This window comes from Priestia sp. FSL H7-0729 (assembly GCF_038005685.1).
Taxonomy (GTDB): domain Bacteria; phylum Bacillota; class Bacilli; order Paenibacillales; family Paenibacillaceae; genus Paenibacillus.
Genome location: NZ_JBBOTQ010000009.1, coordinates 195,307 through 211,225 on the forward strand (window position 1 = coordinate 195,307; position 15,919 = coordinate 211,225).

At 46.0% G+C, this 15,919-nt stretch carries 12 protein-coding genes and 1 riboswitch; of the genes, 5 read left to right on the top strand and 7 right to left on the bottom strand.

The genetic code is table 11. The features are described from left to right. Positions 1–129: 129 nt before the first annotated feature. Together MHH93_RS20185 and MHH93_RS20190 are read right to left on the bottom strand one after the other, a co-directional pair. Complete coding sequence (locus MHH93_RS20185) at positions 130–1,149, bottom strand: Gfo/Idh/MocA family protein (protein ID WP_500055470.1); 1,020 nt, start codon at positions 1,147–1,149, stop codon at positions 130–132. Positions 1,150–1,205: 56 nt separating this feature from the next. Next, positions 1,206–1,982: a sugar phosphate isomerase/epimerase family protein gene (locus tag MHH93_RS20190; protein WP_036606781.1), complete on the bottom strand. Its 777-nt coding sequence runs from the start codon at positions 1,980–1,982 to the stop codon at positions 1,206–1,208. 377 nt (positions 1,983–2,359) lie between these two features. Between MHH93_RS20190 and MHH93_RS20195 the strand changes: the two genes are divergently transcribed. From MHH93_RS20195 to MHH93_RS20215, 5 genes are all read left to right on the top strand, one after another. Then, positions 2,360–3,187: a helix-turn-helix domain-containing protein gene (locus MHH93_RS20195; RefSeq protein WP_500055471.1), complete on the top strand. Its 828-nt coding sequence runs from the start codon at positions 2,360–2,362 to the stop codon at positions 3,185–3,187. Between the two features lie 226 nt (positions 3,188–3,413). Continuing rightward, the gene (locus MHH93_RS20200) at positions 3,414–4,115 is read left to right on the top strand and encodes a response regulator transcription factor (protein WP_500055473.1); all 702 of its coding nucleotides are present in this window, start codon (positions 3,414–3,416) and stop codon (positions 4,113–4,115) included. A 20-nt stretch (positions 4,116–4,135) separates the two neighbouring features. After that, positions 4,136–5,578 (top strand): sensor histidine kinase, encoded by a 1,443-nt coding sequence (locus MHH93_RS20205; protein WP_500055474.1) that lies wholly within the window; start codon positions 4,136–4,138, stop codon positions 5,576–5,578. A 146-nt stretch (positions 5,579–5,724) separates the two neighbouring features. Then, positions 5,725–6,483 carry an ABC transporter ATP-binding protein gene (locus tag MHH93_RS20210; RefSeq protein ID WP_500055475.1) on the top strand — a complete coding sequence of 253 codons (759 nt, stop codon included), beginning with the start codon at positions 5,725–5,727 and terminating at the stop codon, positions 6,481–6,483. Positions 6,484–6,485: 2 nt separating this feature from the next. Further along, entirely contained in the window at positions 6,486–8,888 is a 2,403-nt protein-coding gene (locus tag MHH93_RS20215; RefSeq protein WP_500055476.1) for an ABC transporter permease, read from the top strand. A gap of 99 nt (positions 8,889–8,987) precedes the next feature. On the opposite strand, the gene mmuM is transcribed toward MHH93_RS20215, so the two are convergent. The 5 genes from mmuM to MHH93_RS20240 all read right to left on the bottom strand — a co-directional run bounded on the left by mmuM (position 8,988) and on the right by MHH93_RS20240 (position 15,730). Next, positions 8,988–10,028, bottom strand: a complete 1,041-nt coding sequence (mmuM, locus tag MHH93_RS20220) for a homocysteine S-methyltransferase (protein ID WP_500055477.1) — start codon at positions 10,026–10,028, stop codon at positions 8,988–8,990. Next, entirely contained in the window at positions 10,006–11,418 is a 1,413-nt protein-coding gene (mmuP, locus tag MHH93_RS20225) for an S-methylmethionine permease (protein WP_500055478.1), read from the bottom strand. Before mmuP ends, mmuM begins: the two co-directional genes overlap by 23 nt. A 91-nt stretch (positions 11,419–11,509) precedes the next feature. Then, positions 11,510–11,611: riboswitch (SAM riboswitch) on the bottom strand. Positions 11,612–11,685: 74 nt separating this feature from the next. Then, on the bottom strand, positions 11,686–12,888 hold the full coding sequence (locus tag MHH93_RS20230; protein ID WP_500055479.1) for a Ger(x)C family spore germination protein: 1,203 nt from the start codon (positions 12,886–12,888) through the stop codon (positions 11,686–11,688). Beyond that, on the bottom strand, positions 12,885–13,985 hold the full coding sequence (locus MHH93_RS20235; protein ID WP_500055480.1) for a GerAB/ArcD/ProY family transporter: 1,101 nt from the start codon (positions 13,983–13,985) through the stop codon (positions 12,885–12,887). The genes MHH93_RS20230 and MHH93_RS20235 overlap by 4 nt, the downstream gene beginning before the upstream one ends. A 32-nt stretch (positions 13,986–14,017) precedes the next feature. Beyond that, positions 14,018–15,730, bottom strand: a complete 1,713-nt coding sequence (locus MHH93_RS20240) for a spore germination protein (protein ID WP_440391890.1) — start codon at positions 15,728–15,730, stop codon at positions 14,018–14,020. Positions 15,731–15,919 lie beyond the last annotated feature (189 nt).

The window sequence follows — 15,919 nt, forward strand, 5'->3', positions numbered from 1 at the left end:
TTTTTCGTGATATATCTCTAAAATCAAATAAAGAAGGACTTACTCCAGAACACTTCTCTGAAGATAAGTCCCTTATATCATAGGTTAAGCCATATACGATGTTAGAATTTGCACTGTCATTCGTACGGATTACAGTTTAACGATCTGACCTGTTTTCTCGGATTCGAATGCTGCCAGGATCACTTGCAGGGAACGCAAGCCCTCTTCCCCGGAGATCGCTGGAGGTGTTTGCGTTACAATGGACTCTACAAATGCGTCAATTACACCACTCGGCACTTGTTTCTCGTTGGTAGCCATAGCACCAACTTTGTATGTCTCAACTGTACCATTGGTCAGTTCAACGATAACTTCATCGCCTTCCACTGTTCCGATCTTCATAACGCCATTCTCGCACCACAGCACTGTACTGTTATCTCCAGCTCTGTATTGCGTCCAGCTTGCTACCAGCGTTCCGATCGCGCCGCTCTTCATACGCAGCAAACAAGTTGCGTTATCGTCAACTTTAGTACCTTCTTTGTGCAGTGTGCTGATGAAACCAGCCACTTCAGATACTTCATCATTCAGCAAGTAACGGATGAAGTCTGATTTGTGCACACCCAGGTCACCCATCGCGCCCATAATAGCTTCTTCTTTACGGAAGAACCAGCTTTCAGCACCGTCCACACTCCATCCTTCCGGACCCGGGTGACCAAAAGATGTACGGAAATTCAGGACTTTACCGAGTTTGCCAGAGTCGAGAATTTCTTTTGCTTTGACGTGAGGAGGCATCAGACGCTGGTTGTGTCCAACCATCAGATACACGCCATTTTTCTTGGCAGCTTCGATCATTTGCTCGCCTTCTTCAGTGGAAACGGCCATGGGTTTCTCAACCAATACATGCTTGCCTGCATTGGCAGCAGCAATTGCCATTGGCGCATGCAGATAGTTCGGTGTACACACACTGACTGCATCCACCGTTTCATTAGCAAGCAATTCTTCGTAACTGGAGTAAGCTTTACCTCCATAAGTTTCGGCCATTTCTTCCGCACGCTCCACGATCGGATCGGCAAAAGCGACAAGTTCTACGTTCTCATTGGCAGCGTACTCCGGAATATGTCTACGCTGGGCAATGGCTCCACAGCCGAATACAGCAACTTTAATTTTACTCATATATATAAGTCTCCTTTGACAAATAGATTAGCATTTAGCAGCGTTCAATGGTTCTTTTAGAATTGATTCAAATAGTTCTCTTTCAGCCAGTTGTAGCTATTGGATACGCTCTCAAGTGGCGGGTTCTGGCACACGTCTTGTTCCACGATCAACCACTCCACACCTGCATTCGTAGCCCCTTCAATAACAGCTGGCAGGTCAACCGAACCTTGTCCCAATTCCAGGGTTTTCATCTGGCCTTGTTCGTCTTTGCTGAAATCCTTCAGATGAAGCAGCGGCAAGCGACCCGCATATTTATTAATATACTCGATCGGATTTTGTCCCGCAAATTGTACCCAACATACGTCCATTTCCACTTTTACCGCTTCCGGTGATGTTTGAGCGAACATGGCGTCAAAAGCATTGGCATCGCCAACCTGGCCATGGAATTCAAAGTCATGGTTATGGTATCCGAAGATCAATCCTTGCTTCGCTGCTTCAGCTCCATATTGTTGCAACTCGGCGAACAGCTTGGTCCAGCCTTCTGCATTCTCAGGACGATCCTCAGGCATCAGGTAAGGACAAATGATATATTGTGCACCAATCGTTTTCAGGTAATCGATTTGTTTTTGCAAGTCTTCGCGCATCGCATGTAATGAAACGTGGCTGCTGAATCCTTTCAGTCCAAGTTCGTCTAGTAGCGCTTTCATTTCCTCAGCTGGAATATCACCATATCCGGCAAACTCCACGCCTTCATATCCAAGGGCCGCTACCTTACGCAACGTACCACGAAAATCTGCTGCAGTTTCATCACGGAGTGTAAACAATTGCAAACCAATATTAAGTTTTTTCATGTAGGATACACCTCTGTTCTCAAATTTGCTTTCATTGCTCTATCTGGTATCATCCTAACGCAAAACAGGCTAGAATGAACATATACAATATAGTCAGAACATGAACTATCTGGTCAAATTTTATTTCCATCATTTTGCATCTATTCACTGTACCTAATTTTAACTAAAGATATTTACACTGGCACTCCGATGACAGAACAACCTTCCGATCGCTGTTATCACCAGATTTTCTTGAATTCCTTTTCAAAAGGATAAAATCCGGAGATAAAGGCGAACACTTCGTTTCTTCAGGTTCTTTCTGTCCTCTACGTTATCGTGTAAATGTTAAGTTAAACCATTAAGTATGTAAGAGACCGATATATTGGGGGATTTTATCTTTGGATACGTTAGAGACATCTGTACTGATCTGTGACTACTCATACCACTATAAGGCGTTCACTCATAATATGAGGGGCGAGCTGCAAACCTATCTGTTCCGCCTGCAGACGGAAGGCTCGTGCAAAGTATATGTACAGGAAGAAGAATTCAGGATGACTAGCGGGGATTTGCTGCTGCTCAAACCTGGCGACGACTATCATCTCGTGGTCGATGAACCTCATAAGGAAGGACGATTGTCCAGTGGAGATTATTATCTGTTCTGCGAGGGCAGCTGGATCGATAACTGGTGGAAACGGCAGCATCGATCTACCGTGAGCCGGATTGGACTTGATGATAAGCTCATCAGCCTGTGGAGAAATATGTTGCTTGAGAAACGTCGCGGACCTCTTGAGGAAAATGCGGAGCTAAAGGATGCGTTACTGCGCGGATTATGTCTATATATTGACCGGGCAATCAAAGAGAATATTCAGACCGATCGGGCAGTTTCCTCTGCGCTGAAGTTAAAACGTTATATTGAGGAGCATGCCACGGTTACGTTCAAGCTTGAGGAAGCGGCACGTTATGCTGGACTCAGCCTGTCACGTGCAGTGCGCTTATTTAAGGAGCACTACAACCAGACCATGATTCAATACGCGATTGAGATCCGTCTGAATGCGGCGCTGGAACGCATGAAATACAGTGAAATGACACTGGAGCATATTGCCGAATCCTGCGGTTTTGCAAGCTATTCCTACTTCCACCGGGTATTCCGGGCGCACTTCGGTGTGTCTCCGGCGGAGTATCTCAAATCCAGACAACACGAGCCTATCGATCTAGAACGTGTATGATGTAATAGTATCAAAAACCCATGACCCTTCAAGCAGGTTCATGGGTTATTTTGATAAGACGAAACTTGTAAACAGTTACTTGTAGTCTCTTGATTAATAAGAATGATGTTCACTTCAATATTTATGTGACTCCCACAGAACAAGACTGTACAATTATATAGGACATTTATTTCACAAATTTATACATATCCATTCATTTCACATCTATCATACTGGAGCGATACATATGCTAACCCACCCGCGCAAAGTCCTCATTATCGAGGATGAACCGGATATCTCACGTATTTTGCGAGATTATTTGACCAAAAATCAATATGAAGCTGTTGTGGCAGCCACTGGACAAGACGGGCTTCAGATTATGGAGCTTATTCAACCAGATTACATCATTCTGGACATTATGCTTCCGGATATGGACGGGATCGAGGTGTGCCGCGAGATTCGACGGCGCAATAATATCCCCATCCTCATTCTAAGTGCCCGAGGCAGTGATACGGATAAGGTACTTGGTCTTGGATTTGGCGCAGATGACTATATGACTAAGCCCTTCTCGCTGAGTGAACTGTTAGCACGGATTAATGCCCACTTTAGACGTTACGACAGCATGACATCAGACCGAGACAGAACAGATCTACTTCGCCTTGGAAATCTTATGATCGATAAAAAAGCCTACAAAGTTACATTGAACGGATTGGAAGTGTCTCTGTCTGCCAAGGAATTTGAGTTACTTCATTATCTGGCAAGCCATAAAAATCAGGTATTCTCCAAAGCCCAGTTGCTTGACGCCATCTGGGGATATGCAACCTATGGGGATGAAAACACCGTAACCGTGTACATTCGCAGACTGCGGGAAAAAATCGAGGAAGACGCCTCACATCCAACTGTTCTAAAGACAGTATGGGGTGTCGGTTACAAGTTCATTTATGAATAATCGAGATTGGAGACATCCACATGTCATTAAACACCTGGTTCAGACGCTGGCTGTTAACAACACTTAGCCTTCTGATTATTATAAGTATCCTCACATTGGCGTTGATACTATTCCAAAACCGAAATTCGGAACAATCCAATCCGTCTATAAATCAGGTTCGGCTCAAGATTAATCCAACTCTGTTCGCTCTGGAGCAAAATCATCAACACCTGGACAAACAAACCACCCGAGAAGACATACGTTCCATTGCTAGAGAAAGCGGGGTTCTGCTTACCTATGTGAACCTGGATGGAACCGTAACTCTGTCCTCCGATCCCACCTCTGAAGGAACCCAGGTTAATCTGCGTTCTTCCCTTCATTATGATCTGCATCATGCCGCGCAGACTGTAGACGATAGTGAATCACTTGATATCGCGTTTCCCGTGATGGACGGTCCCGTGGGAAGTCAGATCGGCAATGCTATCTTTTCCATCCCCCAAGCTATGGTTACGGTTCAGAAACCGATGACTTTTCCGGTTATATGGATTAGCGTACTATTACTCCTGTCACTGATCCTGGGCTTATTTTTATTTTGGATGAAAAGAATTCTGGACAAGCTGCTCCTCTCTCCCATTCATCATTTGAAGCTCCATGCGGAATCCATCATCAAAGGGAATTATGATGATCATATCCAGTACAACAGGACAGACGAAATGGGCGGCCTTTACGCCATGTTGGATTTGATGCGCACAGAAATCAAACATATGAACGAGCTGCGCATCCAGCAGGAACAAGCACAAAAGGAACTCATCACCAATATATCTCATGATATTAAAACACCGATTACCACGATAAAAGCATACATAGAAGCTATTGAGGAAGGGCTATGTAACGATCAGGAAACGTTGATGGAATATATGAGAGTGATGCGGACACATACGGATAAAACGGCCCGACTTGTGGAAGACCTACTGGTTCATGCACTTCAGGAACTAGGGCAGATCTCTGTGGAACCCCGTGAAAAGTACAGTGGTCCTGTACTTGAGGCTATGTTGAAACCTATTGAACATGTAATACTCACAAGAGGTCTCGTCTATGACGGGCCCAAGTCCAACCACATTCCCAATGTGTTAATCGCTATCGACCCTATTCGAATTGAACAAGTCATTTCCAATCTTGTCGCCAATGCTCTCAAGCATACAGCTCCGGGAGACACGATACGTATAGCCACGGAACTGGAATCCAGGCACTTGAAAGTGACCATCGCCGATTCGGGTCAGGGAATACGTGTGCAGGATATGCCGTTTGTTTTCCAGCGTTATTTCAGAGGACAAGCGAGTCATGCAGACCAACGTGTGCAGGAAGGTACGGGACTGGGACTTTCCATCTGCCAAAGCATTATTGAAGCACACGGAGGCCGTATTTCTTTTACTAGTAAAGAAGGAGAAGGTACGACCTTCCGATTCTATCTGCCGATCTGCTGAGCCACACTAGCGTGGCTATTGTACCACGTGCCTTCAATTTCCGATTCAACACAATTGCCTGTAATACTTTATTCATAATTTGATAAGGCTTCCTCAACATCCCTCCTCTAGAATGAATCCTATACTGCACTCGGGAGTGATTCGACTTGTCCAAAAAAGTGATTATCCGTGCACAGAATCTGTGCAAGACGTACAACAGCGGAAGTGAGCAACATCATGCCATCCGTAATGTCGATCTCGACATCTATGAAGGGGAATTCACGGTCATCATGGGTAACTCTGGCTCTGGCAAATCAACCCTCTTATATCTGCTAAGCGGACTGGATCAGATCACAGCTGGTGAGGTTTATTTTCGTGACCAGCGGATTGACGCTTACAATGAACGGGAAATGTCCGACTTCCGCACCCGCCGGATCGGTTATATCTATCAGAGCATCAATCTGGTCCCGGACCTTTCCATCAAAGAGAACATTGCTTTACCGGGATATATTGCGGGAAATAAAAAGAGTGACATTCAATCCAGGGCTGCTGAGCTGATGAATACTATGGATATTGATGGACAGCGTAACCGCCTCCCCTCCCAGACGTCTGGAGGACAGCAGCAACGAGCAGCCATTGCACGAGCTTTGATCAATGCACCGGATATCATCTTTGCGGATGAACCTACCGGAAGTTTGAACCTGGAACACGGCACAGCTGTTCTCGATATCCTTACGGATATCCACCGGAAAGGACAGTCCGTAGTTATGGTTACACATGATATTAAAGCCGCCTGCCGGGCAGATCGTCTGATCTACATTCAGGACGGCAAGATAGGCGGAACCCTTGAGTTCAATACCTATGAGGAACATCAAATTCAAGATCGTGAAGCGATTATCTTCGCTTTGGTTACGGGGAAGGAATAACGATGGCAGTCATGTTCAAACTTAGCTTGTCGTATCTGAGTAAAAATAAAATTCAAAACTTGTTTATCACCCTGCTCATTTTGCTGTCTACCCTGCTGGTGTCCACATCTGTCATCATTCTGGCCAATACGGGTAACCAGTTCAAGGAGATGCACAGTCGCACCAACGGGTCCCATCAGATATTAACGTTCGACAAAGGACTGAATGATCCCCAAACTGTGCATGACTGGTGGGGCGCCCAGAACGGTGTTCAAGTCTCACCTTTGCTTACTTACCGAACCTTGTCGGGCATCACTTTTGACGGCACTGACATCCCTAACCTGTATCTGTACATGATGAATACACCTCCTCCGCCGTGGAGTGTAGACGAACTTGTATTTGCAAGTGGTTCACAGCATTCAGCTCCTGAGCAAGGAAACGTATGGATTCCAACCTCCATGGCGAATGGTTATAACATTGCTGTTGGTGATACCATCCAATTCAAAACCGGATCTACCATGCTTGACCTCACAGTATCCGCTATTGTTGTGGATGTCCCTTATGGAGCACCATTCACGAATACGGCAAGAATCTGGATGAACAGTACGGATTACCAAAATGATTTTAGTACGCTTGCAGGAAAAGATAGTCACATGATGGGCATCCATTTTGATGATTACAGTACGAACTCCAGCTATTGGGATCGTTATACAAGCGAGACGGGTGCCCCGTTTCTGGAAACCAAAATGGAATTTGAAAGCATCTCATCCTTTTATCTGATCATCAATCAGATCGTCGGGTTCATTATGATTTTCTTAGGGTCCGTCATGATGATTATTGCCCTCATTACGATTGGCTTCACCATATCCGATGCCATTCTGGCCAACTACAAAACGATAGGTATTCTTAAATCGCTGGGACTCACTTCCTGGGGCACCATTGGTACTTACGTGATTCAATATGCCTTGTTGTCCATCATCGCCGTTCTTCCCGGGCTGGTACTAAGCATATTCGTGTCCAAATTCATCATCAACATCTCCGTATCGTCCCTGCGGACTGGCCAGGGTGATATTCCAATGGAGGGCATTGGCACAGCTATTGTTGTAGGGGTACTGTTACTCGTCATGGTTATTGCATTTGTCGTGTTATACGCCAAAAAAGCTCGCACAATCGAGCCTGTTCAGGCTATTCGTTATGGTATGTCGGAGAGCGACAATATACGTATGGCGCGACGAATGAATTCGCCGCTCGCAAACCGGGCCTTGTTTGGACGATTGCCCGTCTCTTTTGTCATCGGCATACGCAATCTGATCAAAAACAGCAAAAGCTCGGTATTGATGTTATTGCTAACGACGATGTCTGCTTCCGTACTTGTCCTCGGGTATGTTGTACTAACCAGCATTACCGGAATCTATCAGACGGCGGCCAAATGGGGTTATGACAATGCTAACATTGCCGCTGTCGTTGTGAACAAAACTACGTTTCCGAGAGCAGAGCTGCAGAACGTATTGGAAGAAGATCCTCGCATCAAAAATGTGGGCTGGCAAGGAAACATCACCGGAGTTATCCTTCCAGATGAGTCAACCGACGTGGCCAACCAGTCTACAAGTCTTTATTTAAGTGTACTGGATGGAAGTTATCAAGACCTTGGTTTTGAGACGTTGAGAGGGAATAACCCAGAACGCGAAAATGAAATTTCAATCGGGGTCAGTGTTGCCAAGATGTTAAACAAGGATTTGGGAGATCTCATGGATCTCTACATTGAAGGAGAAAAGCGCACGTTCATGGTCTCGGGTATCTATCAGGCCATCTCCAATATGTCGGTATCCGGAAGAATCACAGCCCAAGCGGTTCGAAGCGTAAATCCGAATTACGGTGATGTAGATGTCGTGTTTATCAATGTCAACGATCCTTCACAGGCAGGAGCCATTGCTAACCAATTGAATGAGCGATTCAGAGACTCTGCTTCCATCGTCACACAAAAAACGCTGCTGGATTCCGTTTATGCAGAAGCTGCAAGCATCCTTGTGTACCCCATGGCTCTGATTGGTCTGCTGTTCATTTTGGTTACATTTATCATTATCTTCAGTACCTGCCGAATCAGCATTCGCAAAGAGAGCAAGACGTATGGTATTTACAAATCGATTGGTATGACATCTGGAAAAATCCGTTTCTCCATTGCTACTGGAGTATCTGCATTAGCTCTGGTTGGTTCAATGCTAGGAGTCATTGTAGGCGTATACCTTCTCCCCCTGTTACTTGAAAAAGTCCTATCGGGATACGGTATCGTACAGATTCCTCTCATTCTGAACTGGGGAGGCATTATACTCTTTGCTAGTCTGAGTATTCTTGCCGCGGCTCTAGGATCCTGGGCATCGTCCAAAGTGATCCGTCAGGCATCGCCGCGCATCCTTGTCGTCGAATAACATGTAGAAAGAAGAAGTGCTCATGCAGAAGAAGCCCTTTCCTATCCTTTATAAGATAAGAAGGGCTCTTCCGTGCAGATCTGGCTGGGCTGATATACTTCAGCTCCGCCACTTCTTCGCAAGTTCGCCAATCTGATGTGGAGTCGTGCGGCAACAGCCGCCAATGATTTTTGCACCCGCGGATATCCACTGTTCCGAAGCATCACTCATACTGCCACAGGTACCCTGCCCGCTCCACGTCTTCGTTGCTGCATCGTATACTTCTCCCGAGTTCGGGTAGACAATGACAGGTTTATCGCTGGCACGGCTCAGAATAGTCACGGCTTCCGTCACCACTTCCATAGGAGCACAGTTCAGGCCAATTGCCGCAATTTGTGGCTCGGAGCCAAACGTCTGTGCACATACCTCAAGCGATGTGCCCTCGCTGATGCTTGTCCCGTCTTTTAAAGAGAAAGATAGCCAGGCATACGCATGAGGAAACTCCTTCAGCAAATCAATCAGAACCTGTGCTTCCTGCAAGGATGGAATGGTCTCAAAAGCCAGAATATCAGCACCCGCTTCAAGCAACGCCGCCATCCGCGGACGATGGAATGCAGCCAAGGTCTCATCTGACACATCGTAGTGACCGACATATTCCGATCCATCTGCTAGATAAGCGCCGTAGGGTCCAACGGATGCAGCAACCATTGGTCGTGGCCGAGCCAAGACCTCTGTCTCCAATACATCAGACCTTTGTTGTGCTGTTCTGATGACCAGATTGCCGTCCAGTTTGGCTTCCGTATTTTTAACTCCGCCTTCCTGCACTTCTGTCCATACTTCATCTCTCGCCTGTGCAGCCAGTTCCACCGTCTTGCGAATCAGTTCCAACGCTTCTTGCTCGCCGATTCCTCTCTTGCGGAAGCCATCCACCGTCGCCTGATAACTGGATGTAATCGCACAGTCGGCTCCTGCTCGGAAATAATCCGCATGGACCTGAACAATAACATCCGGATTCTCAAGCAACACACGAGCCGACCATAATGGATCATCCAGATCACATCCATGCTGTTCGAGTTCCGTCGCCAGCGCTCCATCCAGAATCATGACCGGATGTTCACGAAGAAGCTGTTCTATAGGGTTAGTCTGTTGTGCTTGTGTCATGTACTTGTCCTCTTTTCTTATTCACACGCTCTGTCAGATAATAAGCTGCGTAACATACTGCGATAAACGGAACCCCACAATACAGCGCAATTCGCTGTGTCGGGTCGAAGGCAATACCTATGCATGAAGCCAGGCATAATATAAATGAAACAATCGGTACCACCGGATACAGTGGTGTGCGGTAGACCAGATCTTTGACCGCATGTCCTTCCCGGATATACTGTCTGCGGAACATATACTGGGAAGCGCTGATGCTCATCCATACGGCAACAACAGCCAGACCCGAAATGGAAACCAGTGTAATGTATACGGTGCCTGGCGCAATGATGCTGGACAGCAAAGCCAGCGCACCCCCCACCATACTAATCAAAAGCGCATTCAGTGGTACCCCGCGTTTGGTCAATCTGGCAAACCAAGGAGAAATCGTCTTTTTATCGGCCAGAGACCAGAGCATTCGCGATGAAGCATACAAGCCTGAATTGGCAGCAGAGAGAATCGCCGTCAGAATAACAAAGTTCATAATGTCTGCTGCATAGGGTACACCTACCCGCTCCATTACCGCTACAAACGGACTTTCCAGTACACTGGCATCCGACATGGGCAGCAAGGCGGACAAGATCACAATCGTTCCGATGAAAAAAATAACCAAACGCCACAGCGTTGTATGAATAGCCTTCAGTATCGTCTTTTCCGGGTTCTCCGTCTCACCGGCGGCAATGCCGATTAACTCAGTACCTGAGAATGCAAAGTTAACAGCAAGCATGGTCATCAATATCGCTGTAGCCCCATGAGGGAACCACCCGGATGCGGTAATATTCGATAGCAATGGAGCCGGTTCAGCATCCGCCATGGGAATGAACCCAAACATGGCTGCGCCACCGATAATAATGAAGATTACGATAGTCACTACTTTTACAGATGAGAACCAGAACTCGGATTCCGCAAATAATTTCACCGTTAATGCATTAAACAGAAAGATCATCAGTGCAAAGAGCGCACTCCATATCCATACGTTCACCGATGGGAACCAGCGCTGCATCAGCAATCCGGCGGCTGTGAATTCGGAGCCAAGCGCAACAGTCCAGGTTAACCAGTATAACCAAGCCACCGTGTAGCCTGTTGCCGGTCCGATATATTTGGCTGCATAACTATGAAATGCTCCCGTCTCTGGCATATGAACAGACAGTTCACCAAGACAGAGCATCACCAGATATACAACGATGGCTCCGATCAGATAGGACAGAATAGTGCCCAGGGGTCCCGCCTGCTGAATAGTGTAACCCGAGCTGAGGAATAGTCCCGTTCCAATGACTCCTCCGAGAGAGAGCATGACCACATGCCGTACCTGCATTTTCCGTTGAAAATGTCCTTTGTCGTTGTTGTTCTCCATACCTGTTGCTCCCTACTCCTTCATCCAGAAAAAACAAAAAAGACCCACTCTTCCTAAAGAGTGCGCCGTTACTGACAAATAAAAACAAACGCTCCTATCTATCAGGCTTTCACCCGCTGGAATTAGCACAGTATCCTTCAGATCTGCTGCTGAGGTTTCTAAGGGCCAGTCCCTCCACCTCTCTGGATAAGAAAATGATTTTTTATAAATATAGCGATTGTTCATGAATGTGTCAATATTTAAATACTGTTGTGTTCACATTCCTCGCTATTCCGTAGAAGACCCCGGATTGATGATGTTGGTCTTGACCTCATACGTAATGGGTACAGTGGCAAAAATTTCATCCCAGTTCCCTTTAACCTTCTTCCACGTTTTTGGATACTTAATACGAATGCTGTCGCGGAAGTCAGCAACATCGACTTTGTAGGTATGCTGGAGCTTGTACAGTAACTGTTTGATCTGTTGCTCGACCAATTCAGCAAAATCTTTTTCTAGCTCTGTCAGATATGCACCCGTTTCTTCTTCTTCCGGTGCTCGCCAATCCTCCATTAGCCATCCTTCGGACTCTGCCTTCACATGGAACGAGATGTCATCGCCAACAACCTTGGGAATGATTTTGGTTTTCTTCTTCTTGATTTCATAGAGTACCGTGAATCCCTCCTTACTATATGTTTTTATGACACCACCTCGGTTTTTGGGGGTAATCCAGGACAGAGCTTCCACATCAGTTTGGCTGAGTTCCCCCAGAAATTTGGTTGTATTTGCAGCGAATATACTGCCTCCGGAGAACTTGTCCTCTCCATTGGCATTCAGCACATTTTGAAGCAGAAAACTGGACCCGGACTGCATCTGGGCATCCAGTTTTGCCAGCGAAACGGGTTCCAGAATCTTGTTGGAAATGTATGCATTGTTCGTAATACCTGTTAGGTAAAATGCAGGAATACGGGAAGGATCATCTGAGGTAAGCACATCAACCGCTCGTTGATGACTAATCAGTACAAGACAGTTCGGTCGAATATCGTTATCCCGGAGTACAAAATCGAGCAATTGAATCAGTCCATACTTTTTAGCTATATCCTTGGAGATCACAATAACCTTCAGATGATGTCCAATGAGTGGACGATCTCGCCGCAAAGCGAACTGACGAAAAATCTGCAACATGGAATCCCCTGTAAGCTGCTCGTTGGAATAAGACTCTTTGCCAGAAGAAGGTGAACCAGATTGTTGACTTTTTTGACTGCTAGCATTTCCAGGGGCAATCTGAACAGTTGCTGTGACATTATTCTGCTTGGGGTAATGCCCGCCCTGTTCTGCGATATTCTTCTCGAATTCAGTCTCTTTTCCAACGTCAATTCCGAGACCTACATACAGACTCAGATCTTCTATCTCGCGGCTGCTCCAGCAACCTGATATTATACACAGGATGAACACAGCACAAGTTACTCGTAAGCACATACGGAATGAAATCATGCGTGTTTGCCTCCTTTTTTGCGAATTATGCTAATAAGCAGCAATACCAGAGGTAATATAGCGAACAAAACTACAGATGCGTTACCTAACATATCCCCCAGTGCAAAAGTTTCAAATACAGTTTTAGGCATCATTGCCGTCAGATAAATGATTGGAAGCAGGGCATACATAATCCTGCGTATCTTCTTTGCCCGAAACAAGTCCCGAATCCCTACAGAAGCACAGTAATGGGTTATGGCAAATGTCGAGAAAATCTGCATAATCCAGATCACCAGCAATAATGATTCGAAACGTTCAAATATCAGTCCCTGTATCTCAAAACTTCGGACCAGATCCAATGTTGGCCACGTTCTGGTCTTAATTCCATCCAAGGATAAACTACCTACGACCATTACAACAGTGATCAGATATACCAGTGTAGAGATGGTTAACCCCCATGTCATCGCCTTGTTGCTTTTCTTCGGATCCTGCATATATGCAGTGATGACTAACATAACTTCGTACCCCGTATACGAGAGTAGCGATGGTTTCATCCCTTTGAGCACAGGCATGATGCCCTCACCCAATACGGGTCTGAGGTTACTAATCTCGAATAGCTGATTACTGAGCAAGATCTCCATGACGAATATAATCAAGGTAATCGGCAGGATGATCTCAAACACACGAATAATGACCACAAGCCCACCGGAGATCATATAGATGCCTATCCACATAAAAACCATCACAATAGCCCATGTAGGCGTACGCTCAAGCAGATACATCCCCGTGACATCGGCCATGACTCTAATCTCGAATGCTGCAATGATCATAAAATACAAAATTGTCGCACAACCGAGTATGTAGGCGATCCAGCGCCCGGTGATTTCCCGAGTAAACTGGAACACGGTTTTCTCAGGAAATCTGCCGCACAGGGTAACCAAAATCAGACCAATACCTGTGACAATGAGCCCAGACAGAAGGATGGAAATCCAGACGTCCGGGGTTCCAACAGCTCTGCTAGTCGTTCGAGGTAACGTCAGAATACCCGCGCCTAGCATGTAGTTGACGATGATGACAACGGCCTGTGTGGTGTTAATTTTCACTTGGGAGTCATTCACTTTGTTGCACCTCCAGACCTTCAATGGATTGTCTACTTCTTGCGATCTGCATCTACCGGATTCGTCATCTCTGGACGTCTTCTCATCATGTTGAGTGGAGCACGAATGACAAAATCTTTCCAATCACTCAAGTGATAGGGAACAGCTGGTGCCACATAAGGCACTCCAAAGCTGGAGAGTCGTGCAAGATGTGTACAAACCAGCAAGAAGAACATAACGACACCAAACAGACCTAGTATTGCAGCACTAAACATGGCAGCAAACCGCAGAATCCGTAGTGTTAATCCCGCACTATAGACAGGAATCGTGAAAGAGGATATGGCTGTAACGGCTACAACGATAACAAGAAACTGACTGATGATTCCCGCCTGTACGGCAGCTTGACCAATAATCAAACCGCCAACGATACCCATCGCAGGTCCAATCGGCTTGGGTAAACGTATTCCCGCCTCTCTCAGGATCTCAATGGAGAGTTCCATGATCAGTACTTCAATAATGGAAGGAAACGGAACCCCAGTACGGGTTTCTATAATCGTTAGTACCAGCTTGGTCGGAATCAACCCTGGATGAAACGATATAAAAGAGACATAGAGCGCTGGAGCAAGAAGGGCCAGCATGGCAGACATAAACCTCAGGACACGGAGAAATGTACCGGGAATCCAGCGTTCATAGTAATCTTCGGGAGATTGGAGCAACATGCTAAAGGTCACGGGGACCACGAGGGCAAATGGCGTTCCGTCCAATAAAATAGCCACTCGCCCCTCGAGCAAAGCACCAATGACACGGTCAGGTCTTTCCGTATTCAGAACCTGCTGAAACGGACTCAGTGTATTATCTTCAATGAGTTGTTCAACATAACCTGATTCCAGCATGGAATCCATATCCATTGTTTTCAGACGCTTTAAGACCTCAGTAACGAGATTCGGATCAACAATATCCTGAATGTAAGCAACCGCCAAATCTTTTTTAACCCGGCTACCCACTTCAAATTTCTGTATAAATAAGTTTTGATCACTTCCATAACGCCGCAAAATGCCAGTATTGTCACTCAACTCTTCGGTAAAGCCAATACGGGGACCACGAAGCAAACCTTCTGAAAGTGGTTCATCCATACCACGCGATTTCCCATGTGACGTCCCAATCAGCATGGCTCCTGGCAGTCCATCCACCAATAATGCATTTTTACCCAGCAGTACTCCAATTGCGAGTTCTTGAAGAGAATGGGTCTCCTGAATCTGACTAACAGGCAGCAATTGACTTTTCAGATATTCGGACAAAAAATTGGCTTGATGAGAGTCAAGAAAACTTTCCTGTTTCAGTTCAGGCACCCCATGTATCATTAACGGCGTAATCAGGTGTGTTTCAATGAGATCAATATCCACCAGTCCTTCCGTGTACAGGACCGCAACTTGTGTATTTGTACCCCTGATGGTAAATTCCCGAATATGCACATCTGCATTCTGACCAAAGCTCTCTCTAACACTAATTAGATCGACACTGTATTTACCGGTTAGTTTAATATTGGCATATTGCCCTGTCTCCGTACCTGGACCCAGTCCCGCAGCTGCAGGCGAGATATCCTTCGAGGATATTGAAGGTTTCTTTGAACGAGAGAAACTTCCACGCTTAATGGCGGCATTGATCCAGCGTGTAGTCATCATAATTCCTGTAGGAATGATTAAGACCAAGAATGCCTGCATCCATAAGGACCATTCCGGCACGTAGGATACAATTGTTGACCACATGTTCCCACCCCAACATTTCTCTGCATAACGAATCTGCAGGTATTCCCAAGTATTGTGTCCCCATTTGATCACAATAATTCCCGTTTTTTGCAGACTATCTAACCTGGAATGCAGCAAATACAAACTCGTAATATCCTTGTATGTATAACAATGTACCCATGACAAAAAAACGGTTCCTCTGTGAGGAAC

Excerpts from the sequence above, each read along its gene's own strand:
- MHH93_RS20240 (WP_440391890.1), bottom strand. The coding sequence starts at position 15,730 with ATGTGGTCAACAATTGTATCCTACGTGCCGGAATGGTCCTTATGGATG.
- mmuM (WP_500055477.1), bottom strand. The coding sequence starts at position 10,028 with ATGACACAAGCACAACAGACTAACCCTATAGAACAGCTTCTTCGTGAA.
- MHH93_RS20205 (WP_500055474.1), top strand. The coding sequence starts at position 4,136 with ATGTCATTAAACACCTGGTTCAGACGCTGGCTGTTAACAACACTTAGC.
- MHH93_RS20190 (WP_036606781.1), bottom strand. The coding sequence starts at position 1,982 with ATGAAAAAACTTAATATTGGTTTGCAATTGTTTACACTCCGTGATGAA.
- MHH93_RS20185 (WP_500055470.1), bottom strand. The coding sequence starts at position 1,149 with ATGAGTAAAATTAAAGTTGCTGTATTCGGCTGTGGAGCCATTGCCCAG.
- mmuP (WP_500055478.1), bottom strand. The coding sequence starts at position 11,418 with ATGGAGAACAACAACGACAAAGGACATTTTCAACGGAAAATGCAGGTA.
- MHH93_RS20215 (WP_500055476.1), top strand. The coding sequence starts at position 6,486 with ATGGCAGTCATGTTCAAACTTAGCTTGTCGTATCTGAGTAAAAATAAA.
- MHH93_RS20200 (WP_500055473.1), top strand. The coding sequence starts at position 3,414 with ATGCTAACCCACCCGCGCAAAGTCCTCATTATCGAGGATGAACCGGAT.
- MHH93_RS20230 (WP_500055479.1), bottom strand. The coding sequence starts at position 12,888 with ATGATTTCATTCCGTATGTGCTTACGAGTAACTTGTGCTGTGTTCATC.